20 protein-coding genes are annotated in these 21,235 nt (G+C 60.6%); 10 read left to right on the top strand and 10 right to left on the bottom strand.

Annotated features, from left to right (window positions below; genetic code table 11):
- Positions 1–21: 21 nt before the first annotated feature.
- Positions 22–378, top strand: coding sequence for an NADH:ubiquinone oxidoreductase (locus HDC30_RS12870; RefSeq protein ID WP_096795431.1), 357 nt, complete (start codon positions 22–24; stop codon positions 376–378).
- A gap of 4 nt (positions 379–382) precedes the next feature.
- Here the strand turns inward: HDC30_RS12870 and HDC30_RS12875 are convergent, their stop codons facing one another.
- Together HDC30_RS12875 and zigA are read right to left on the bottom strand one after the other, a co-directional pair.
- Positions 383–1,033: a DUF1826 domain-containing protein gene (locus HDC30_RS12875; RefSeq protein ID WP_183783317.1), complete on the bottom strand. Its 651-nt coding sequence runs from the start codon at positions 1,031–1,033 to the stop codon at positions 383–385.
- Positions 1,033–2,238: a zinc metallochaperone GTPase ZigA gene (gene zigA / locus HDC30_RS12880; protein ID WP_097090259.1), complete on the bottom strand. Its 1,206-nt coding sequence runs from the start codon at positions 2,236–2,238 to the stop codon at positions 1,033–1,035. Before zigA ends, HDC30_RS12875 begins: the two co-directional genes overlap by 1 nt.
- 244 nt (positions 2,239–2,482) lie before the next feature.
- Between zigA and HDC30_RS12885 the strand changes: the two genes are divergently transcribed.
- Positions 2,483–2,860: a hypothetical protein gene (locus HDC30_RS12885; RefSeq protein WP_027610332.1), complete on the top strand. Its 378-nt coding sequence runs from the start codon at positions 2,483–2,485 to the stop codon at positions 2,858–2,860.
- On the opposite strand, the gene HDC30_RS12890 is transcribed toward HDC30_RS12885, so the two are convergent.
- Positions 2,857–4,059, bottom strand: a complete 1,203-nt coding sequence (locus tag HDC30_RS12890) for an N-acetylmuramoyl-L-alanine amidase (RefSeq protein ID WP_183783319.1) — start codon at positions 4,057–4,059, stop codon at positions 2,857–2,859. The two genes, HDC30_RS12885 and HDC30_RS12890, sit on opposite strands and share 4 nt — an antisense overlap.
- An 84-nt stretch (positions 4,060–4,143) precedes the next feature.
- On the opposite strand from HDC30_RS12890, the gene folE2 reads away from it, so the two are divergent.
- From folE2 to HDC30_RS12920, 6 genes are read left to right on the top strand one after another with little or no spacing between them, the layout of a single operon-like run.
- Positions 4,144–5,040, top strand: a complete 897-nt coding sequence (folE2, locus tag HDC30_RS12895) for a GTP cyclohydrolase FolE2 (protein ID WP_183783321.1) — start codon at positions 4,144–4,146, stop codon at positions 5,038–5,040.
- A complete protein-coding gene (locus HDC30_RS12900; RefSeq protein WP_183783330.1) occupies positions 5,037–5,705 on the top strand; it encodes a metal ABC transporter ATP-binding protein in 669 nt (222 codons plus the stop codon). The genes folE2 and HDC30_RS12900 overlap by 4 nt, the downstream gene beginning before the upstream one ends.
- Positions 5,705–6,571 (top strand): metal ABC transporter permease, encoded by an 867-nt coding sequence (locus HDC30_RS12905; RefSeq protein WP_183783332.1) that lies wholly within the window; start codon positions 5,705–5,707, stop codon positions 6,569–6,571. The genes HDC30_RS12900 and HDC30_RS12905 overlap by 1 nt, the downstream gene beginning before the upstream one ends.
- An 11-nt stretch (positions 6,572–6,582) precedes the next feature.
- Positions 6,583–7,458 carry a metal ABC transporter substrate-binding protein gene (locus HDC30_RS12910; protein WP_183783334.1) on the top strand — a complete coding sequence of 292 codons (876 nt, stop codon included), beginning with the start codon at positions 6,583–6,585 and terminating at the stop codon, positions 7,456–7,458.
- The gene (locus tag HDC30_RS12915) at positions 7,455–8,015 is read left to right on the top strand and encodes a DapH/DapD/GlmU-related protein (protein ID WP_183783336.1); all 561 of its coding nucleotides are present in this window, start codon (positions 7,455–7,457) and stop codon (positions 8,013–8,015) included. The genes HDC30_RS12910 and HDC30_RS12915 overlap by 4 nt, the downstream gene beginning before the upstream one ends.
- A 3-nt stretch (positions 8,016–8,018) precedes the next feature.
- Positions 8,019–9,350: a dihydroorotase gene (locus HDC30_RS12920; protein WP_183783338.1), complete on the top strand. Its 1,332-nt coding sequence runs from the start codon at positions 8,019–8,021 to the stop codon at positions 9,348–9,350.
- A gap of 82 nt (positions 9,351–9,432) precedes the next feature.
- Here HDC30_RS12920 and HDC30_RS12925 read toward each other — a convergent pair whose 3' ends face one another.
- Positions 9,433–9,951 carry a DUF3617 domain-containing protein gene (locus HDC30_RS12925; protein WP_027610324.1) on the bottom strand — a complete coding sequence of 173 codons (519 nt, stop codon included), beginning with the start codon at positions 9,949–9,951 and terminating at the stop codon, positions 9,433–9,435.
- 131 nt (positions 9,952–10,082) lie between these two features.
- Between HDC30_RS12925 and cls the strand changes: the two genes are divergently transcribed.
- Positions 10,083–11,522 (top strand): cardiolipin synthase, encoded by a 1,440-nt coding sequence (gene cls, locus HDC30_RS12930; RefSeq protein ID WP_183783340.1) that lies wholly within the window; start codon positions 10,083–10,085, stop codon positions 11,520–11,522.
- A gap of 38 nt (positions 11,523–11,560) precedes the next feature.
- Here cls and cfaB read toward each other — a convergent pair whose 3' ends face one another.
- The 5 genes from cfaB to hflK (HDC30_RS12955) form a co-directional block, all read right to left on the bottom strand.
- Entirely contained in the window at positions 11,561–12,748 is a 1,188-nt protein-coding gene (gene cfaB, locus HDC30_RS12935; protein ID WP_183783342.1) for a C17 cyclopropane fatty acid synthase CfaB, read from the bottom strand.
- A gap of 211 nt (positions 12,749–12,959) precedes the next feature.
- Positions 12,960–14,867 carry a heavy metal translocating P-type ATPase gene (locus HDC30_RS12940; RefSeq protein WP_183783344.1) on the bottom strand — a complete coding sequence of 636 codons (1,908 nt, stop codon included), beginning with the start codon at positions 14,865–14,867 and terminating at the stop codon, positions 12,960–12,962.
- Entirely contained in the window at positions 14,864–15,925 is a 1,062-nt protein-coding gene (gene hflK, locus HDC30_RS12945; protein ID WP_027610320.1) for a protease modulator HflK, read from the bottom strand. Before hflK (HDC30_RS12945) ends, HDC30_RS12940 begins: the two co-directional genes overlap by 4 nt.
- Entirely contained in the window at positions 15,922–16,968 is a 1,047-nt protein-coding gene (gene hflC / locus HDC30_RS12950; protein ID WP_027610319.1) for a protease modulator HflC, read from the bottom strand. Before hflC ends, hflK (HDC30_RS12945) begins: the two co-directional genes overlap by 4 nt.
- Positions 16,965–18,929 carry a protease modulator HflK gene (gene hflK, locus HDC30_RS12955; protein WP_183783534.1) on the bottom strand — a complete coding sequence of 655 codons (1,965 nt, stop codon included), beginning with the start codon at positions 18,927–18,929 and terminating at the stop codon, positions 16,965–16,967. Before hflK (HDC30_RS12955) ends, hflC begins: the two co-directional genes overlap by 4 nt.
- Positions 18,930–19,139: 210 nt before the next feature.
- Between hflK (HDC30_RS12955) and lpdA the strand changes: the two genes are divergently transcribed.
- Positions 19,140–20,540 (top strand): dihydrolipoyl dehydrogenase, encoded by a 1,401-nt coding sequence (gene lpdA, locus HDC30_RS12960; RefSeq protein ID WP_183783346.1) that lies wholly within the window; start codon positions 19,140–19,142, stop codon positions 20,538–20,540.
- 96 nt (positions 20,541–20,636) lie between these two features.
- On the opposite strand, the gene HDC30_RS12965 is transcribed toward lpdA, so the two are convergent.
- Positions 20,637–21,110 (bottom strand): Lrp/AsnC family transcriptional regulator, encoded by a 474-nt coding sequence (locus tag HDC30_RS12965; RefSeq protein WP_007960832.1) that lies wholly within the window; start codon positions 21,108–21,110, stop codon positions 20,637–20,639.
- Between the last annotated feature and the right edge of the window lie 125 nt (positions 21,111–21,235).

Genomic DNA, 21,235 nt, shown 5'->3' on the forward strand with positions numbered 1-21,235 from the left:
CGTTTTCTGAGGGGATTGGACATGCGTTGGATGGGATGGTCGTTGCTGTTGATGCTGCTGTCGAGCGAAGCATGGGCCCAGGCTTGCGTGGTACACAGCCAGGGCGAGCGACTCGACGTCAAAGTCTGCCAGCAGAACCGTAATATTCCCGAGAAGCTGTTCAGCGACGGCTTCTGCCAACCGACCCTGGCCGGGCAGAAAGTCGAGGTGCAGTACGTCGATCAATGCCCGAGCGGCGCGTTCGGCGTGTGCAGCAACGCGCAAGTCGCCAATATGCCCTATCGCCAGGATATCCACTATTACGGCGTCGCCTCCGACGCGGCGTATTTGCAGCCGTACTGCGAAGGCCAGAGCCAGGGCAAGTGGCTCAAGCCTTGAGCCGTCAGCCGAGCCAATCGAGGGTGAGCAGCAGACGTCGCTCACCCGGCGCCGGTTGCGGGGAGCGATGAATCAAGCCATAGCCTTCATTGCCGTGCCACTTCTCGCCTTTCAATAACGCCACGTCACCGCTCTGCAGTTGCTGGATGTTCGCGATGTCCCGTGGTTCGGCGTTTGCCTGGCCCAATTGCTCGCGATCCATCACGCCGTCCTTGAGCCACTGACTGCCGATCCCGCCGTAGGTTGTAATCAAGCGCACCGGCACATGATCGACATGGAAGCGTGGGCACATGGCTTTGTCCAACACCCGCAGGCGCAAACCGATGCGGCGAGCGCCCAGCAGACAGGCGAAGGCACTCACCAGCCATTGCAGGTCCGCGATGAAGCCCTCGTAGCCTTGCAGATCACGGAACCCGGCGGCCAGTCCTTGCAGATCAGGGTCGGCGTCTTCATTCGGCAATTCGATGCACAGTGATTCCGCCAAAGGCTCGTTGAGCGACAGCAGCAACTCTGCGAAATCGGCGATGTGCAGCGGCAGTTGGCGCTGCCAGACCGCGAGATTGACGTCGTCTTCGAGGATTCGCGTCAGCGTTTTCGGCGTCACCCCCTGATGCTGATGGCGCGCCCGGTTTTGCTGCAGTTTGAGCGCAAGCATCAGGCGGCCTCTTCGTGCCAAGGGCCGAACGGGTCCGGCAGCCTGCGCCAACCATCTGCGCCAATGGCCATTTCTTCATCAGTCAGCAGGCAGGCGTCGAGCTCCGACTTGAGCTGTACGAAGTCGATGTTCTGGCCGATGAATACCAGCTCCTGACGACAATCTCCAACGCTCGGTGTCCAGTTCTCCATGATCGCTGCGGTACTTTCCTGATCCTGCGGCCATTGGTTTTTCGGCACGAAACGCCACCAGCGACCGGCGAAACCATGGCGCATCAAACCACCGGCCTGCGACCAACTGCCCGCGTCGCTGGGTTTGCTGGCGAGCCAGAAGAAGCCTTTGGAGCGCAGCAGTTTGCCGTTCGGCCATGGGCGATCGATGAAGTCGAAAAAGCGCTGCGGATGGAACGGACGGCGTGCGCGGTAGGCTGTCGAGGCGATGCCATATTCCGTGGTTTCCGGCACGTGCTCACCGCGCAATTCCTGCAACCAGCCCGGGGCCTGAGCGGCTTTCTCGAAATCGAAACGCCCGGTGTTGAGGATCTTCTCCAGCTGCACCTCCCCCATCACCATCGGGATGATTTCCGCCTGGGCGTTGAGGCGTTTGAGGATGGCCATCAGCTCTTCGCGCTCCTGTCGGCTGATGAGGTCGATCTTGCTGATCAGCAGTACATCGGCGAACTCGATTTGTTCGATCAGCAGATCAGTGATTGAGCGTTCATCTTCATCACCCAGGGTCTCGCCTCGGGAAGCCAGACTTTCGGCGGCTTGGTAGTCGAGGAGAAAATTCACGCCGTCGACTACCGTCACCATGGTGTCGAGCCGCGCGACATCGCCGAGACTCTGGCCCTGCTCGTCACGAAAGGTGAACGTTTCGGCGACCGGTAGCGGCTCGGAAATACCGGTAGATTCGATGAGCAAGTAATCGAATCTTCCTTCGCGGGCGAGTTTGCTGACTTCTTCGAGCAGGTCCTCGCGTAACGTACAGCAGATACAACCGTTGCTCATCTCCACCAGTTTTTCTTCCGCACGGTTAAGGCTGACATCGCGCTGGACTTCGCTGCCATCAATGTTGATTTCGCTCATATCGTTAACGATGACCGCAACGCGCAAACCTTCTCGATTACGTAGTACGTAATTCAAAAGTGTACTTTTTCCGGCGCCGAGAAAGCCCGATAGAACGGTCACGGGAAGTGGAGATGACATTGGATAATCCTCATCAGGTTGTGGCCGATGTGCGTTTTGGCGTGTTTTGGCGTGTTTTGGCGTAGCGCACCGCGTTCTTGGGCTTCAAAACAGCGCTTTGGCAGAAGCAGACGCTTGCAATCGGCGAGCTCAGGCTCAATTCAAATTTATGTTATAGTATAACAATATAAATAAGCCAGCCCCGCTCTTGCCCGAACCGATAAAGCGCTGGAAGCTGCACGCAAACTGCCCATCGGATACCGAGATGAAAATTGCCCTGAAATGCTCGCTGCTGAGTCTCGTATTGCTGTCGATGGCCAATGCCTGGGGGAAAACTCCCCCGCCCGCCAACTGCACACGCAGCGCCAATCTGCTGGCCTGCATCGATGCGCAGGGCAATACCTACAGCGTAAACACGGTGGGCAGCACGATTTACCTGCGTGGCTTTGAAAAGGACGGCAATCGCTACTGGGCGCAGACCAACAGTCGCTTCGGACAACTGACGTTCTTCACCGGAATCGCCTCTGACGGCGAAGCCTGGGTTGGCTACACCCATCGCGTCGGCTGGACGACGATCAATCGCTTTTCCAGCTCTGGCGGCAACAGCGCGAAGTTCACCTGCAGCCGGATCACCGGCTGCTAAACCTGCGCTTTTCCCTGCTCCTGCTGCCAGGCGATGTAGCTATCTACTGGCGGATTTTTCTGGAAGTAACGCTGCAGCCCTTCGAATAAACCATCCGCCACGGCCTGCTGATGTCGAGGCGTGACCAGGCGCTGGCTGTCACGGGCGTTGGAAATGAAGCCGGTTTCCACCAGAATCGACGGCACGTCCGGCGACTTCAGCACGGCAAACCCTGCCTGTTCCACGCGCTTCTGATGCAGCGTGGTAATGCCCGCCAGACTGCCGAGAACGGTGCTGCCGAGTTGCAAACTGGCGGCAATGGTGGCGTTCATCGACATGTCGAGAATCACGCCGGCGAGCATCGGATCCTTGTCCTTAAGGTTGAGCAGACTGGTCGCGCCCAGCAGATCCGCGCCGTTCTCTCGCTGTGCCATGAAGCGCGCAGTCGCAGACGTCGCGCCACCCTCGGACAGGCAATACACAGACGCTCCCGACGCCGTTAGACGTGGCGCCGCATCGGCATGCACTGAGATAAACATGTCGGCCTTGTGCTGGCGCGCTATATCCACACGTTTGCGAAGTGGCACGAAGAAATCATCATTGCGCACCAGTTTTACGTCGAAGCCTTTCTCCCTTTTCAGGCGTTTGGCGAGCAATTGAGCGATGGCAAGAACCACATCTTTTTCTCGCTCACCCTTGGCGCCAACCGCACCTGGGTCTTTCCCGCCGTGCCCGGGATCAACGACAACGATGATGTCGCGCTTGGGGTGAGCCTGATTCGAGGGTGTTTCACGTGGAACCATTGCCGGACTTGATGCCTGTTTGGCGTTTACCAGATCAAGCACCAAGCGGTGCCCTTGGCCATCTTGAGGCGCCAAAAGGAAGCTGTTCAATAGCACCGGATGGTTCAGATCGAGAACGATCCGTGTATCACCCTGACCAAAACGCCCTGATCGAATCGAATGAATAGCTGTATCGGCAAGCGTCAATTGACTGAAATCTCCACTCAAACTCGCCCCGGAAAGGTCGATGATCAAGCGTTCTGGAGCGCTCAGCAAAAAGGTTTTGTAGCGCACCGGACCGCTCAGATCGAACACCAATCTGAGCTTGTCATCCGAACGCCAGAGGCGTGCATTGCGAATTTGCGTAGCCGAAACGGTGAAGGGAAAAGCCAAAGCCGTGCTGGCCACAAGCAGGTTGAGCAGATGACGTCGGTGCATATGAAAGTCTGTTCATGAAAAAGGCATCGTGATTTGAATTGTTATAATGTAACATCTAATTCAATCAACACGATGGTTCCGAACATGAATTCGCTAACACTTCCGGATATTGCGACTCAAGCCGCTCGGCAGGCGTTACCGCTTGATTGGGTGGGAATGTGCGGCATTGCTCTGCCAGTTGTATTGCAAGGCCAACGTCTGAGCGCAAAAGTAGATGCAGGCGTGAGTCTCGATGATGGCGAAGCGCGCGGCATTCACATGTCGCGGCTATACCTCGCACTGGCGGCACTTGAGCGGCAGGACCTATCACCCTCCTTATTACGGCAGGTTCTCGAGGAATTTCTGGTCAGCCACGATGGTTTATCCAACAGCGCCTACCTGAAAATCCACTGCGAAGTGCTGCTGAAAAGGCCTGCGTTAGTCAGCCCTCTAGCGGGTTGGAAGAGCTACCCAGTGAGCATTTCAGCGAGTCTGAAAAACCAAGTGTTCCACGTGGAACTGAAAATTGATCTGCCCTACTCCTCAACTTGCCCCTGCTCAGCAGCGTTGGCGCGGCAGTTGATTCAGCAGCAATTCATCGATGATTTCGCCAACAAGCCACTGCAACATGCCGAAGTTTTGACCTGGCTTGGATCAAGTCAAGGCATTGTCGCCACCCCGCACAGCCAACGAAGCACCGCGCATCTGCATATGCACCTCGACGAGTTTATCGACGAGCTTCCCCTGAGTGTGATCATCAATGACGCCGAAGCGGCGCTCGGCACCGCCGTGCAAACCGCCGTGAAACGCGCCGACGAACAAGCCTTCGCGTTGGCCAATGGGCAGAATCTGATGTTCTGCGAAGACGCCGCGCGACGACTCAATCTGGCCCTGCGTCGATCTCCCGGCGTCAGTGGCTTCCACCTGCGAGTGATCCACGCCGAAAGCCTGCACGCCCACGACGCTGTCGCTGAAAGCCGTTGGCAACGGGAGCTCGCATGATCCGTTGCCACACCCTGAGTTGGGGCGCACCCGGCCAACCACTGACTTCGCCACTGACCCTCTCGCTGGAACACGGCAGCCTCAGCGCCATCATCGGCGCCAACGGCTGCGGTAAAAGCTGCCTGCTGAAAGTCATAGCCGGATTGCAGAAGCCGTTATCGGGAAAGGTCGCACTGGGTGTTCCACGCCAGGGCGGCCTGGCATTTCTGCCGCAACAGCAACACCTTGACCGGCAGTTCCCCATCAGTCTCGAAGAACTGGTGGCTGCGGGTTTCTGGGGCCGTCGATTGTCGACGCAACTGCGAGCGCAACGACTCGGTAACGCACTGGAAAACTGGCACTTGAGCGGATTGGAAAAACGTCCGCTGATGGCCCTTTCCGGTGGCGAGTTGCAGCGCGCTCTGCTCGCCCGCTTGAGTCTGACCGACGCCCAATTGCTGCTGCTCGACGAACCCCACGCAGCACTCGATGAACTGGGCCAGCAGTTACTCTGGCAACACATCCATGCCTGGCACTCCGAAGGACGAACACTGCTGATGGTCTGCCACGACCTCGCCGCCGTCCGTCAACACATCCCGCGGACACTGCTGATCAAAAACCGCGAATGCCTGTTCGGCCCCAGTACCGACCTGATCCAGCAAACACCCGATATGCAGGTGGCCTGATGCTCACCGTAGCCCACCTCTGGCAACCGTTCAGCGAGTTCGTGTTCATGCGCCGAGCGCTGCTCGGCGGACTGGTATTGGCCTGTAGCACAGCGCCGCTCGGCGTTTTTCTGATCCTGCGGCGCATGAGCCTGATCGGTGACGCCGTCGCCCACGGCATCCTTCCCGGCGCAGCATTGGGCTTCTGGTTCGCCGGTCTGAGTCTGCCCGCGTTGACCTTCGGTGGTCTGGGCGCCGGCCTGGGCATGGCCGGTCTCGCCGCCTGGATCACCCGTCGCACCGGCCTGCGCGAAGACGCCAGCCTCGCCGCGATCTACCCGATCTCGCTCGCCAGTGGCGTGCTGATTCTTGGCATCGCCGGCAAGCGCCTGGACCTGCTGCACTTGCTGTTCGGCTCGGCACTCGCCGTCGACGGTCCGACCCTTAACGGAATGTTGTGGGTGTCGGGACTGAGTCTGGTCGCCATGGCCTTGATCTACAAACCACTGCTGCTCGATACCCTCGATCCGCTATTCCTGCAAACCGTCAGCCGCCTCGGCCCTCTCGCCCACGGCGTGTTCCTGACCTTGGTGGTGCTCAATCTGGTAATCGGTTTCCAGGCCATCGGCGCCTTGATGGTCGTCGGCCTGATGATGCTGCCCGCCGCCGCTTCACGGTTCTGGAGTCGTCGCCTGCCGAGCCTGATTGCCATCTCGGCGCTTATCGGCTGCCTCTCGGTGGGATGCGGATTGTTGATCTCGTTCTATTACTCGCTGCCCAGCGGTCCGGCGATCGTGCTGGTCGCGGGTATCGGTTATCTGCTGTCCGTGGTGTTCGGGCCGGTGCACGGCTTGTTGCGCCGCCCGCCTTTGCTCACATCCCAATGAGGTGTTTCCCGATGCGCGCTCTACTCGTGTTGTTCAGCTTGCTGCTGTCGATGTCGTTATCGGCGGCGGAAAAATTGCCGGTGGTCACCAGCTTCAGCATCCTCGCCGACATGGTTCACCAGGTGGGTGGCGAGCATATCCAGATCACCAACATGGTCGGCCCGGACGCCGACGCACACACCTATGAACCGACGCCTGATGATGCCAAAGCGCTGCTCAAAGCCAAACTGATTATCAAGAATGGCCTGGGTTTCGAGCCATGGCTCGATCGCCTGGTGACCAGCACCGAGACCAAAGCCCCCGTCATCAATGCCAGTCATGGCGTAATTCCACGCTCGCTGGTGGAAGACGGCGAGACCATTCCCGACCCGCACGCCTGGCACAACCTGGCCAATACCGAACTGTACATCGCCAACATCACCAAGGCGCTGATCGCCGCTGATCCGGCGAACAAGGCCGACTACCAACGCAACAGCCAGACCTACCTGAAACAGATCTACGCCCTGCTCGCCGAAGCCAAGGCCAAGCTCGGCTCGCTGCCACCGGGCAATCGCAAGATCGTCACCAGCCACGATGCCTTCGGTTATCTCGGGCAGGCCTACGGCATCGACTTCATGGCGCCGCAAGGTCTGTCCACAGAGCGTGAACCGTCAGCCGCCGAAGTCGCCGCACTGATTACCCAAATCCGTCAGGCCAAGGTCAAAGCGGTGTTCATGGAAAACATCAAGGACGCGCGCCTGCTCAAGCAGATCGCCGACGAAAGCGGCGCACACATCGGCGGCACCCTTTACTCCGATGCCCTCGCCGCCAGTGGCCCGGCCAGCACCTTTACCGGACTGTTCGAATACAACCTCAACACCCTTTACGACGCACTGAGCCAGCCATGATCCGTAAAAATCCTTCCGGCGATCTTCCGCAAATTGCCGAGTCGGCCTACGTCGACAAAACCGCGATCATCTGCGGCAAGGTGGTCGTTGGCGAGAACGTGTTCGTCGGTCCCTACGCCGTGATTCGCGCGGATGAGGTGGACGCCTCCGGTGCGATGGAGCCGATCACCATCGGCGCCAATTCGAACATCCAGGACGGCGTGGTGATCCATTCCAAATCCGGCGCCGCGGTGACCATCGGCGAATTCACCTCGATCGCTCACCGCTCGATCGTGCACGGCCCGTGCGTAGTCGGCGACCGGGTGTTCATCGGCTTCAACAGCGTGCTGTTCAATTGCGTGGTCGGTGACGGCTGTGTGGTGCGGCACAACTCGGTGGTCGATGGCCGCGATTTGCCGGGTGCGTTCTACGTACCCTCCACCACCCGCATCGGCCCCAATACCGACCTCTCGCAGTTCCCGCCGGTGAGTGTCAGCGCTTCGGAGTTTTCCGAAGACGTGGCACGCACCAATGTCGATCTGGTACGCGGCTACAAAGCCTTGCAGAACGAGTTCTGAATCATGAGCAGCGTGCTGATTCGCAACGCCAGACTGGTCAATGAAGGACGCGAGTTCGACGGTGATCTGCTGGTCAGCCATGGCCGCATCGTCAAGATCGCGCGCAGCATCGACGGTGAAAATGCCCGTGTGGAAATCGACGCCAATGGCCAATGGCTGTTGCCGGGGATGATTGATGACCAGGTGCATTTTCGCGAGCCGGGGGCGCCGGCCAAGGGCTGCATCCACACCGAGTCGCGCGCAGCGGTGGCGGGCGGCATCACCAGTTTCATGGACATGCCCAACACCCAGCCGCCCACCCTCACCCTCGAAGCGATGGCGGATAAAAAGCGTCGGGCGGCAATTAACTCCGTGGCCAACTACGGCTTTCACTTTGGCGTGAGCCAGGACAACCTCGACACCGTCGCCGCGCTCAACCCCTGCGAAGTGGCCGGGGTCAAAGTGTTCATGGGTGCCTCCACCGGCAATATGTTGGTGGACGATCCGAGAACGCTTGAGCGTTTATTCGCCGAAGTGCCGACGATACTGCTGGCGCATTGCGAACACACGCCGAGCATCGAGGCCAATGCAACACGTCTGCGCGAACGTCTTGGCGAACACCTGCCCGCGAATATCCATGCACTGATTCGCGATGCCGAGGCTTGCTACCGTTCCTCTTCGTTGGCAGTGGAACTGGCCAGACGTCACGGCACCCGCCTGCACGTTTTGCATCTGACCACCGCTCGCGAACTCGAGTTGTTCGAGGACAAGCCGCTCGCCCAGAAACACATCACGGCCGAAGTCTGCCTGCATCATCTGCTATTCGATGACCGCGACTATCCGGCCCTCGGCAACCTGATCAAATGCAACCCGGCGATCAAGACACAAGCCGACCGAGACGCGCTCCGTCAGGCCTTGTTGAGCAATCGACTGGATGTGATCGGCAGCGATCACGCGCCACATACCTGGGCAGAAAAACAGCGCCCGTATGCCGATGCACCGTCCGGTTTACCGTTGGTACAACACGCCTTGCCGGCACTGCTGGAGCTGGTGGCCGATGGCGTGCTGCCGATCACCACGTTAGTGGCGAAGACCAGCCATCGCGTGGCGGATCTGTTTGCGATTCCGGATCGGGGTTATTTGCGCGAGGGGTATTGGGCGGATCTGGTGCTGGTTGAGCCTGTCGCTCTTGAAGTGTCGCGGCAACCGATTCTGTCGCAATGCGGGTGGACGCCGTTTGCTGACAAGACTTTTCGCTATCGGGTGAATACCACGTTGGTGTCGGGGCAGATTGCCTGGCGAGAGCAGCGTATCAACGAAGGATGTCAGGGGCTGGCGCTGCGATTCATGCGGTGACAACCAAGACGCCTTCGCGAGCAAGCCCGCTCCCACAAGGATTGTGCTGTCCCCTGTGGGAGCGGGCTTGCTCGCGAAGCTTTTAAGCTCTTGGCTTCACAGTGCCGCAATCCTGACCCAGCCACACCGCGCGGGTTTCCAGACTGCCCTTCTGGTTGATCCCGATCGCATTGAACGTGCCGTTGGCCACCGTGGTGAACTCACGATCACTGAGGAACGTGGCAACCCCGGTGCCTTGCGCTTTCGGGCAGCTGAAGCGGAATTTCCACTGGTTGCCGGTGCGCTCGGTGATCTGCTGTTTGCAGCCCGACTGCGGATCGGCCAGCGGAATATCATTGGTCGCCACCTGCTGCGGCGTCAGGCAGGCACGAATGCCTTTACCGCCGATGTTGATCCCGTTTTTCTCCAGCGCCGCACGCTGCTGCGGGGTCATCTGGCCTTGCAACTGGCCAAGGATCGATTGCACATCCATGGGCTGGTCATCGACCTTGACGTTGCTCGAGGTCATTTCCCATAGCCCCGGCTGCAGCATTTGCGCCTGCGCAACCACCGGCATTGCCAAACCCAGGCCCAGCGCCAAACCCAGCAGACGAACGTTCATCGAAAAACTCCTGATCAGTAGTGGCCGTTAGACGTCGGCCGATTGCTTCGGTTCATGCACCAATTAAATAGCGACATTCGCCTCGGAACATGGTCTGTTACGCATTGAGTCTTCAGGAGCAAGGCTGCCCCATGGATTATTTTGGACCGCACATTTTCGGTTATCTGATCGCCCTGATACATAGCCTCGGCTTGATCGCCGCGATCCATGCGGTGCTGACTGTACGCACCGCCCAAGGCTCGATCGCCTGGGCATTGTCGCTTATTTTCATTCCCTACCTGACCCTCATCCCTTATCTGGTTTTCGGCCGCAGCACCTTCGACGGCTATATCAAGGCGCGGCGTCAAGCCAACGAACAGATGCGTCAGGCGATCTCCGAGTTGAACTGGCGCCCGTGGGTTGAAGAAGCCCTCACCGCCCGCGCCTCGAAGGCCTACGCCTCGCTGCGCGCCATGCCCAAACTGGGACGCATGCCGTGCCTGGCGAACAACCAGGTGCAACTGCTGGTGAATGGCCACGCGACCTTTGAGGCGATTTTCCAGGCTATCGATCAAGCGCGCGAAACCGTACTGGTGCAGTTTTTCATCATCCATGACGACCGCCTAGGGCAGCGCCTGCGCGACCTGTTACTGAAGAAGGCCGCGGAAGGTGTGGCAATTCATCTGCTCTACGACCGGATCGGCAGCCACGCCTTGCCCCACAGTTATGTGCAGGCGCTGCGCGATGGCGGTGTCGAGGTCAAAGCCTTCGCCACACGCAGCGGCTGGCTCAATCGCTTCCAGGTGAATTTCCGCAACCACCGCAAAATAGTCGTGGTCGATGGCGTACTCGGCTTCGTCGGCGGGCATAACGTCGGCGATGAATACATGGGCGAGAAACCGCCCCTGGCGCCGTGGCGCGATACCCATGTTCAGGTGCGCGGGCCGGTGGTGGCCTGCATGCAGGAGTCGTTTGCCGAGGACTGGTTCTGGGCAGCACGGACGTTGCCACCGCTGATCCTGCCGGATGTCTACCCGGAAGATGGCGTGCTCTGCCAATTGCTGGCGAGCGGCCCGGCGGATGCCTACGAAACCTGTTCACTGTTCTTCGTCGAAGCCATCCACGCGGCGACGGAACGAGTGTGGATCACCAGCCCGTATTTCATTCCCGATGAGGCAGTATTCGCCGCGTTGCGCCTGGCGGTGCTGCGCGGCGTCGACGTGCGCCTGCTGCTACCCTCGCGTCCCGATCACCGCATCGTCTACGCCGCGTCCAGCCTGTATGCGTTCGAAGCGGTGCGCGCTGGCGTGCGGGTGTTCCGCTACGAACCGGGGTTCCTGCATCAGAAAGTGGTGCTGATCGACAGCGAAATCAGCGCCATCGGCAGCGCCAATCTGGACAACCGCTCGTTCCGGCTGAATTTCGAAGTGATGCTGCTTACCGTCGACAGCGAGTTCGCCGCCCACGTGGAACAGATGCTCAACGAAGACTTCGAGCAGGCTTATGAAGTCGCCAAAGAAGAAAGCCGGGAGATCCACCGCCTGCAACAGCTCGGCATGCGGATCGCCCGGCTTATTTCACCGATTCTTTAACCGGCCGCTCGCTCGAACGAGCGAACGGTCGTCAGGCCTCAGGGGTGATAAATGTCGTCGCGGGTCCAGGGCAGTTCATGGCTGCCATCCGGATGCGCCTTCACCGCAAGAATCTGGTGCAGGTTGATCCAGCCACGCGCGAACGCGTAGGCACATCCAGCCAGATACAGCCGCCAGATACGCAACGCCTGATCCGGTACCAGTTTCCCGGCCGCTTCGAGGTTGTCCTCAAGACGCTCGCTCCAGTGATCCAGCGTACGTGCGTAATGCAGGCGCAGGCTTTCGACGTCGACGATCTCCAGTCCGGCTTCGCTGATCTCGGCCGAGATCATCGCCAGGTGCGGCAGCTCGCCGTTGGGGAACACGTATTTCTCGATGAAGTCGCCAGCGCCGCGTCCTACCGGACGACCATCGGTGTGTTTGGCGGTGATGCCGTGATTCATCACCAGACCGCCCTCCTTCACTGCACCGAACAGGACCTTGCAGTACTCGGCGAGGTTGGCGTGACCGACGTGTTCGAACATGCCGACGCTGACTACCTTGTCGAAACGCCCGTCCTGCGGCAGATCGCGGTAGTCGAGCAATTGCAGCTCAACCTGATCTTCCAGGCCCTCGGCCTTGACCCGCTCCCGGGCCAGTTCCAGCTGTTCCTTGCTCAAGGTGATGCCGAACACTTTGGCGCCGAATTCACGTGCCGCGTAACGCGCCAGACCACCCCAGCCGCAACCGACATCCAGCAGATAATCACCGGGCTGCAAACGCAGTTTGCGACACAGATGTCGGAACTTGGCCTGCTGTGCCTGTTCCAGAGTTTCGCTGCCGGTTTCGAAATACGCGCAGGAATACGCCATGTCGCTGTCCAGCCACAGCTGATAGAACGCGTTGGACAGGTCGTAGTGATAGGAAATGGCTTTGGCGTCGGTTTCCTTGTCGTGCACTGCACGCACCGGCTGAGCGCCTTCGTCTTCATCGAGCAAGGCACTGCTCAATTCGTCGCAGACCCGGATGACCTCGCTGATCGAGCCCTCCAGTTCCAGCCTGCCTTCGACAAACGCCGCCCCCAGCGCGTCGAGACTCGGATGGGTGAACTGGGTGACCATCGTCGGGTCCTTGACCACAATGGTGACGCTGGGCGTCGGCCCCAGGTTGAACTCATGGCCATCCCAGAGTCGCAAGCGAAGCGGAAGCTGCAGATTCTGTAAGGCCGGTGGAAGTTGCGCGAGCATGGAAAATCCCCCTTGTTTCAGACGTCAGATCTGAGGGTAGACCATCCTTGAAAAATAGCAGGCTATCGATTTAATTAGCCGAGACTATCGTTCCAGGCGCTCCTGCATGCCGTCATGCACCCACTACTGCTTTAGCCCAGGTAACGGCGTGAAGTGTGCGCCCTCTCCATAGATGACTGCCTATTCGGCGCACAGTTCGCTGAAACTCACTTCAGTGATCATCCTTGAGCTTGAGCAATGGCTCCTGAAACCGCAGCAGCCGTCCGGCATTGCCCAACACCAGCAGCGTGCTGAGGTTGTGCAGCAGCGCGGCGATCATCGCCCCGGCCGCGCCGAGCCAGCCGAACGCCGCAAACACCACGATCGCCAGGGTCCAGCCCAGACCGATGATCACGTTGACCTGCAAGGTTCGACGGCACTGACGACTCAGCCGCACACAGGTGCCCAGACGGCGCAGATCGCTGCCGATCAACACGATATCCGCCGAGGCCAGCGCGATGTCGGCACCGCCGGCGCCCATCGCCACACCCACCACCCCGGCCTTGAGCGCCAGCGAATCATTGATGCCGTCACCCACCACCATCGGCCGGAAACCGTTGTCGATTTCCTTGAGCACGCGGTTGAGCTTGTCCTCAGGCAGCGCCTGCGCTTCCACCTCTTGCAGGCCGACCTCGCGGGCCAGGGTCTGCGCAACACTCTGGCGGTCGCCGGTCAACAGCAACTGGCGACCCAGCCCCAGTTCGCGCAATTCAGCGAGGGCAAAGCGCGCTTCTGGTTTGACGCTGTCGGCCAGCAACAGCCAGGCGACAAATTCGCCGTTCAGTGCCAATCCGGCAATCGGCCCGTCGTGCTCGGGAACGATGGTAGTGACGATGCCCAGTTGCGCGAACAGTTCGGGACGCCCCAGCGCCGCCTCGCCCTGCGTGGTCATGGCGACCACCCCAAGACCCTGACGCTCGTGAATATCTGTTAGCGACAGGCTCTGCTCTTGACTCACCAGCCCCGCCAACGCCCGGCTGACAGGATGACTGCTGGCCGCACCGAGACTGGCGGCCAGCGCCATCACCGAGGCCTGATCCAGACGCGGGCTGCTGATCGATTGCAAACGCAAGGTGCCGTAAGTCAGCGTGCCGGTCTTGTCGACCACCAGTGAAGTGAGATCTGCCAACTCCTCAAGAAACGCCGAACTGCGAATCAGAATGCCGTGGCGCGCCGCCACCGCCACTCCGGCAATTGCCGTGGCCGGTGCCGACAGCACCAAAGCGCAAGGACATGCGGCTACCAGCACCGCGAGCATCGCTTGCGCGTCATGGGTGACAAACCAGGTCACTGCCGCCAACAGCAACACCAGCACCATATAGCTGCCGGCATAACGTTCAAGCAGACGGGTGATCGGCGGTTTCGAGCGTTCGGCGTTCTGCATCAGCGCGATGACTTTGCCCAGCGTCGATTGATCACCGGTGCGGGTCACCTCAATGCGCAGCAAGCCATCGAGGTTGATCGCGCCGCCAAACACGGTCATGCCCACTGCCGTTTCCACTGGCACCGACTCGCCGGTAATCGACGCCGTGTCGAGGCTGGCTTGGCCGAACAACACCCGACCATCCGCGGGCACACGATCCCCGGCGCGCACCTCGACCGTGTCACCGGGTTGGAGGGTGCCGTTGTCGACTTCAATGATCGAGCCGTCCGCTTGAATCTTGCGGGCGTGGCTGCGGGTCAATTGGCCGAGGGCGTGGATCGCTTCCTGCGAACCGATCACGCTGCGCTCTTCCAGCACGTGGCCAAAGATCATGATGATCGGCAGCAACGCGGCGGTCAGCAGATCGCCGGTCGCCCAAGCACCGAGCATCGCCAGGGCAATCAGTTGATCGGTGATGCCATGCAGGCTCGGATAACGCAAGCTGTACCACGCCGAGCGCATCACCGGCACCGCCACCAATAGAGAAGCGAAACCCAGCAGCAACTGACTGACACCGGTTTGCTCCGGTAACAGCCAGCGCCAGAGCAGACCGAGGCCGAGCAAGCCAAGGGCGAGCATCGCCAGGGTCAATAGCCGCGCGGCGCGGCGCTGTTCGGCCGAGGACAACAGGCTCGGTGCAGCGGTGGTCGCAGTCATTTACTGGCTCCCTGAATGATCAGGCGGGAATCGTCTTTCGGATCGACCGTGGTCACCGAACCGGCCTGACCAAGAATTTTCGGCATGCGTTCGCGGTACAGCCGCAGGAGCATCTGCGGGTCGGTGCCTTGTTGTTGCGCCTTGGCCAGGCTCATGACCGTGGCAGTGTCGGCAGAGGCTTTGGCCAAGCGTTCGCCTGCCTGTGCATGGGCCACTTGCAGCGTGCGGTCGGCTTGCTCGTTCGCAGTCTGGGTGAGTTTTTCCGCCTCGGTGCGTGCATTGGCGACGGCTTTGTCGGCTTGCTGACTGGCGGTCAATACCGCATTGAAGGCGCTGACGGCCGGATCCGGCAGACTCGACTGCACGTCGACCCGCGCCACTTCGATGCCGATGCCCTGCCCACTCGCCTTCAACTCAGCCAGACGCTGGTTGATGCCTTGCACCAGATCACCGCGCAGACGCTCGCGTCGTTCGGCGGCCTGATTATCGGCACCGATCAACTCCGGCCGAGCGACCAGAATCGTATCCAGATCCCGAGCAGCGGTCAGGGCCACAGCGCTGCGGGTGACCAGCCGATCCAGTGCTGGCAGCACATGATCACCCTGCAGCACGAAGTCATAGGGATCGCTGACTTTGTAAAACACCCGCACATCCAGTTGCACCACGCCGGCGTCGCCGGTCAGTAAATAGCCGGAACCGGCCAGTGCATCGCTCAGTGGCGTGGCGAAGGTTGCTACACGATCAGCCTTGATCGCCTCACTGCTGCGCAGCAGGTTTTCCACTCGGCGCTCGATGACCCGATCCGCTGCCGGCAGCAAAACCACCTGCTCGAACGGCTGCGGCCAAGCCAGCAACAGCCCGGCATTCTGGACGCGGTGCAGTGCGCCAAAGTGCAAGACCACCGCGCGATTTTGCGGATCAATCTGCCGCACATTGGAAAACGCCCACGCCAACGCAGCCAATACCGTTACCGCATATAAGGCGAAAAACGCCAGGCGTCCGGCCTGAATCCACGGACTGCTCAACGAATGTGTTCCACGTGGAACTTCATCACTCATGGCTGCGATCCGGATTTGTTTTCAACAGTCGGCGGGCCGTCCACCAGCACGCGGAATGGCGCGGCGTCGGTGCGCAGGATCAGCTTGGTGTCCGGCGTAACGATGGTGCCAAGGGTATCGAGTGAGCGCAGCAGGTTGTACAGCTGCGGCGAGCCAGCATAGGCACGGCCGTAGATTTGCGCGGCTTCGACCCGCGACTGTGCTTCGATTTCTGCGGCCTTCACCGTGGCATCGGCCTGGACAATTCGCGCATCGCGCTCGGCCGCAGAACGGATCTGCGCGGCTTCTCGCTTGCCGATGGCGGTGCGTTCGGTGGCGATTGTTTCACGCTCGGCGCGCATCCGATCAACCGTGGCCGTGAGCGTGACCGAAGGCAAGGTCAGGCGTTCGATGCCCACCTGAACCACACGCACGCCGTAGGTGGCCAGCAACTGCTGGTCGATCTGCTGACGCAGTTGCGCTTCGAAATCGGCGATACGCACTTTGCTGGCATCGGTATTCACCAGATCCGCCAGGTCGAAACTGCTGGCGGTGGTTTCCAGCGCCGAACCAACAAAGGTGCGAATCTGCCGCGCCGCTTCGTCCGGCTGGTTCTGCACCGCGCGCATGAAACGCTGCACATTGTCCGGGTCGCCCTGCACCTGCCACGCCACGTAGGCCTGAACGATGATGCGCAAACCGTCGCGGGTGCCGACATCCTGCAAACCACTCGAGGTGGTACGCAGGCGCAGATCCACCGGGATCGCCGCTTCGAACGGCGCCGGCCAGCGCCAGCTCAAACCCGGCTCAAGCAGCACCCGCGACGGATTACCGAAACGGGTGATGACGGTGGCCTCGCCCGAGCGCACCTGAACCAGGCTTGCCGCCGCGATGGCAAACCCCACCAGCAACAGCGCCCAGCCCATGCGCCGCCACGGGAGCGGCCCCGCCTCTTCCGGCGCTCCGTGGTGATGGTGATGATGCCCATGATGATGGTGATGCCCGGCGTGGCCATGATCGTGGCCGCTGTGGTCATGGGAATCGTGAGAGTGCGACTGGCTCAAGGGGCAACTCCTGGTTGAGCGGTGGTGCGCGCAGGCGTCGGATCAGCCGGCAGCGTAAACGTACGCAGATCGATGGTCGGCGCATTGCTGCTGCCGCCTAAACGGTGGTCGAGTACCAACAATTTGGCCTTGTTCAGACCCATGCTGAGCTGATTCAGATATTGCTCAAGCACGAACGCCTGGCCAGCGCTGGAATAGGCTTTCTGCTCAGCCTTGAATTTCAGATCCGCCGCCTGCGCGGTGGCGTTGATTTCACGGGCGCTGGCACTCGCCTGATCGCGGGCCAGGCTGGCCTGCAACTGCGCCTGATTACTGGCTTCTGCCGCAGCGCCGCGTTCACGGGAGATCAACGCCTGCGCGCCGATCTGTGCTGCTTGCACGCTGTGATAAGCATTAGCCGCACCGGCTGGCGGGTGAATCGCTTCGACCACGGTGGCGAGAATCTCCACACCGCTGTCGAGTTTCTGTAGATCACCTTGCACTGCGCGGCCGATTTCTTCGCCCAGCCCTACCCGGTCAGCGCCGAGCAAACCGTCGAGGGTGCGCGAGGCAAAATCGTGCACCAGAATCCGGCTCGCGGTGCTGCGAATCAGCGTCGGCACATCAGCGTTGTTGTAAGTGGCGGCCAAGGCATCCTGATCACGCAGACCAATGCGATAAACGAAGCGCACGTCCATGTTGACGATCTGAAAGCTCTGCTGATCGCCACGGCTGCTGGCGATCACCTGGGATTTGTCGTTGACGTGGCTGGCATCCCACAAGCGGTTGGCGGTCATCGGCGCCGGGCCTTCGGCGGGGTCAGCCTGTGTCGGCGCCGGAGCATCGCCGACGCTGGTTGCCAACTCGTGCACCACGCCGTTCTCGACGCTTAATACACGGCCCAACGGCCACGGCAGACCGGCGTGCAATCCCGGACCGAACACTTGCACCGGCTTGCCGAAGCGCTCGTAGATACCGCGCCCTTGCAGCGGGATTTCGTGGATACCGGTCAGCAACCAGCCGACCGCAGCGACCAGCGCCAGTAACGGCAGGAAGGCCCGGCGCATATAGCTGAACGCCCAGATCTGGCGCAGATCGATGCCGAAACGGTTGTGCAATTCATGCTGCAAGGCGAGCAACGGCTGCGGTGGCCAGCGTAGCATATCGGCAACAAAACTGCGCGCCAGCAGGGTCGGTTCGAGCTGCTCGCGTCGAGGGCTGAACACCGATAGAAATGCGCGCAATAGCAACTCGATCGCGACGAATGCCGGCAAGATCCCGATCAACACCGCAAGCCGTACTGGCCACACCGACGCCTCGCTGGCGAACAGCAGGCACAACGCGCCCAGCACCAGGCTGATGATCGCCACTCGCGCCAGTTGCGCGAGGGACCCGGCTTCCGGCCATTGCGCCGGACTCTCCTGAGCCAGTTGCCGCTCCAGCACCAGCAGGCCGAAACCCAGCAGCAACATCAGCGCCGCGCCCACCGTGGCCGATAACCCGACCGCAGCGGCAGGCAATGCCAGATTCCACACCTGCCCGACGGCGAGCACCACCAGTACTGACCAGCCGCCCAGCCACAACGTGGTCGCGCCAATCTGACCGAGCAGGTGCAGGCCGCACTGACTCAACCGCTCCAGCAGCCGTTCGTACCAGCCATCCGGCGCTACTGGCTTCAGCTCCTCGGTCAGCGCCACCGATATCGGCGGGTCAATCACCCCTGCACGCCATTGCGTCAACCACCACGCCGACTGCAGGCCGGCGACCAGCACCAGCAACGCCGCGCCCAGATTCACCAGCAATGCCGGCCATATCGATTGCGCGGCAAACAACCCGACAAACATCGCCAGCAGCCACCCTGCCCCGGCCAATGCGCCGAGACCGATGGCCAGACGACGCAAACGTCGCCCCTGCGTGGACGCTTGTTGAAAGCGCGGCAACCCGGTCACTTGCGTGCCATCGACATTCAGATCGACTTGCATATCACCCCAAAGCCATTGATTCACCGGTCTTATCGTTACGATATAACGAAAAACGTGAAATATTCGTACACAAATTCGCTTATCTAAAGATGCGCAACCTGTCGCTTGCCTGAAGCCTTGACCGAAATGTCCGGAAACGCACATATTACGTTCGTAATTTTATCGACCGACTACTTTTAGCGATCCGCATCCCCAACGAGGAGCAACAGCATGAGCAACTACGACGTGGTCATTCTGGGCGGCGGCCCCGGTGGTTATAACGCGGCGATCCGCGCCGGCCAGCTGGGCCTGAAGGCAGCCTGCGTGGAAGGCCGCGCCACCCTCGGCGGCACCTGCCTGAACGTCGGTTGCATGCCGTCGAAGGCCTTGCTGCATGCTTCGGAGCTGTACGACGCGGCCATGGGTGCGGAATTCGCCAACCTCGGCATCGAGGTCAAACCCACGCTCAACCTCGCGCAAATGATGAAACAGAAAGACGAAAGCGTGAGCGGCCTGACCAAAGGCATCGAGTTTCTGTTTCGCAAGAACAAGGTCGACTGGATCAAGGGCTGGGGCCACATCGATGGCCCGGGCAAAGTCAGCGTGACCGACGATCAAGGCAAAAAAACCGAGCTGAGCGCCAAGGACATCATCATCGCCACCGGCTCCGAACCCACGCCCCTGCCCGGCGTCGAGATCGACAATCAACACATCCTCGACTCCACCGGCGCGCTGTCGCTGAGAGAAGTGCCCAAGCATCTGGTGGTGATTGGCGCGGGGGTGATCGGCCTGGAACTGGGCTCGGTCTGGCGGCGTCTCGGCGCCCAGGTGACCGTGGTCGAATACCTCGACCGCATCTGCCCGGGTGTTGATGGCGAGGCCGGCAAAACCCTGCAGCGTGCGCTGAGCAAGCAAGGCATCAGCTTCAAATTGAGCTCGAAGGTCACCAGCGCCACCCCCTCGGTCAACGGTGTGCAGCTCAGCGTCGAACCCGCCGCCGGTGGCAGCGCCGAGTTACTGGAAGCCGACTACGTGCTGGTCGCGATCGGCCGGCGCCCGTACACCCAAGGCCTGGGCCTGGAGAACGTCGGCCTGAGCACCGACAAACGCGGCCTGCTCGCCAATCGCCAGCACCGCACCGAAGCCAATGGCGTCTGGGTAATCGGCGACGTAACGTCCGGGCCGATGCTCGCGCACAAAGCTGAAGACGAAGCGATGGCCTGTGTCGAACAGATCGTCGGCAAGGCCGGCGAGGTCAATTACGACTTGATTCCCAACGTCATCTACACCCGGCCCGAGCTGGCCAGCGTCGGCAAGACCGAGGAGCAGCTCAAAGCTGAAGGGCGCACCTATAAAGTCGGTAAATTCCCGTTCACCGCCAACAGCCGGGCCAAGATCAACCATGAGACCGAAGGCTTCGCCAAAGTCCTCGCCGACGAACGCACGGACGAGATCCTCGGCGTGCACCTGGTCGGACCGAGCGTCAGTGAAATGATCGGTGAATACTGCGTGGCCATGGAGTTCAGTGCGTCTGCCGAAGATATCGCGCTGACTTGCCATCCGCACCCGACCCGCTCGGAGGCGCTGCGTCAGGCGGCGATGAATGTCGAGGGGATGGCGACGCAGATGTAACCGTCGACCGCCAACCTCTTCGCGAGCGGGCTCGCTCCCACATTCGATCACATTCCAATGTGGGAGCGAGCCTGCTCGCGAAAGGAGCAACCCGCTCTACAGCGGAAGATGCCCCAACGGCAACGCCCCCGGCGTCTTCACCGTGTGAATCGCAAAGTTGCTGCGAATGTCACTCACCCCCGGCAGCTTCAGCAGGCAGCCGCTGAGAAAGCGGTCGTATGCGCGCAGGTCCGGCACCACCACCTGCAACAGAAAGTCCGATTCGCCCGACACCAGAAACGCCGAGATCACCTCCGGCAGGGCGGTGACTGCCGCGTAGAAGGCTTCGGCCTGCTCATCGTTGTGGCGCTCGACCTTGACCCCGACAAACACCGTCAGCCCCAGTCCCACTTCATCGCGATCGAGGTTGGCCTGGTAGCCACGAATCACCCCGGCCTCCTCCAGCATCCGCACCCGGCGCAAGCAAGGTGACGCCGACAGGCCGATCTCGTCCGCCAGCTCGACATTGCTCAGCCGTCCGTTGCGCTGCAAGGCAGCGAGAATCTTGCGATCAAAAGCGTCGAGTTTCATCTTTGGCAGATCCTGCTGGTCAAGGCACAAAAAGAAAGCAGGTTATGCCAATCGCAAGGGTTTTTGAAGCTGACTTCGCAAGCACCTGCCCCGCCCCTGCGCCATAGACTTTGCTCACCGAATCG

Source organism: Pseudomonas sp. JAI115 (assembly GCF_014200835.1).
Lineage (GTDB): Bacteria > Pseudomonadota > Gammaproteobacteria > Pseudomonadales > Pseudomonadaceae > Aquipseudomonas > Aquipseudomonas putida_A.

Coding starts and splice junctions, on each gene's coding strand:
- HDC30_RS12870 (WP_096795431.1), top strand. CDS start 22: ATGCGTTGGATGGGATGGTCGTTGCTGTTGATGCTGCTGTCGAGCGAA.
- HDC30_RS12875 (WP_183783317.1), bottom strand. CDS start 1,033: ATGCTTGCGCTCAAACTGCAGCAAAACCGGGCGCGCCATCAGCATCAG.
- zigA (WP_097090259.1), bottom strand. CDS start 2,238: ATGTCATCTCCACTTCCCGTGACCGTTCTATCGGGCTTTCTCGGCGCC.
- HDC30_RS12885 (WP_027610332.1), top strand. CDS start 2,483: ATGAAAATTGCCCTGAAATGCTCGCTGCTGAGTCTCGTATTGCTGTCG.
- HDC30_RS12890 (WP_183783319.1), bottom strand. CDS start 4,059: ATGCACCGACGTCATCTGCTCAACCTGCTTGTGGCCAGCACGGCTTTG.
- folE2 (WP_183783321.1), top strand. CDS start 4,144: ATGAATTCGCTAACACTTCCGGATATTGCGACTCAAGCCGCTCGGCAG.
- HDC30_RS12900 (WP_183783330.1), top strand. CDS start 5,037: ATGATCCGTTGCCACACCCTGAGTTGGGGCGCACCCGGCCAACCACTG.
- HDC30_RS12905 (WP_183783332.1), top strand. CDS start 5,705: ATGCTCACCGTAGCCCACCTCTGGCAACCGTTCAGCGAGTTCGTGTTC.
- HDC30_RS12910 (WP_183783334.1), top strand. CDS start 6,583: ATGCGCGCTCTACTCGTGTTGTTCAGCTTGCTGCTGTCGATGTCGTTA.
- HDC30_RS12915 (WP_183783336.1), top strand. CDS start 7,455: ATGATCCGTAAAAATCCTTCCGGCGATCTTCCGCAAATTGCCGAGTCG.
- HDC30_RS12920 (WP_183783338.1), top strand. CDS start 8,019: ATGAGCAGCGTGCTGATTCGCAACGCCAGACTGGTCAATGAAGGACGC.
- HDC30_RS12925 (WP_027610324.1), bottom strand. CDS start 9,951: ATGAACGTTCGTCTGCTGGGTTTGGCGCTGGGCCTGGGTTTGGCAATG.
- cls (WP_183783340.1), top strand. CDS start 10,083: ATGGATTATTTTGGACCGCACATTTTCGGTTATCTGATCGCCCTGATA.
- cfaB (WP_183783342.1), bottom strand. CDS start 12,748: ATGCTCGCGCAACTTCCACCGGCCTTACAGAATCTGCAGCTTCCGCTT.
- HDC30_RS12940 (WP_183783344.1), bottom strand. CDS start 14,867: ATGACTGCGACCACCGCTGCACCGAGCCTGTTGTCCTCGGCCGAACAG.
- hflK (WP_027610320.1), bottom strand. CDS start 15,925: ATGAGTGATGAAGTTCCACGTGGAACACATTCGTTGAGCAGTCCGTGG.
- hflK (WP_183783534.1), bottom strand. CDS start 18,929: ATGCAAGTCGATCTGAATGTCGATGGCACGCAAGTGACCGGGTTGCCG.
- lpdA (WP_183783346.1), top strand. CDS start 19,140: ATGAGCAACTACGACGTGGTCATTCTGGGCGGCGGCCCCGGTGGTTAT.
- HDC30_RS12965 (WP_007960832.1), bottom strand. CDS start 21,110: ATGAAACTCGACGCTTTTGATCGCAAGATTCTCGCTGCCTTGCAGCGC.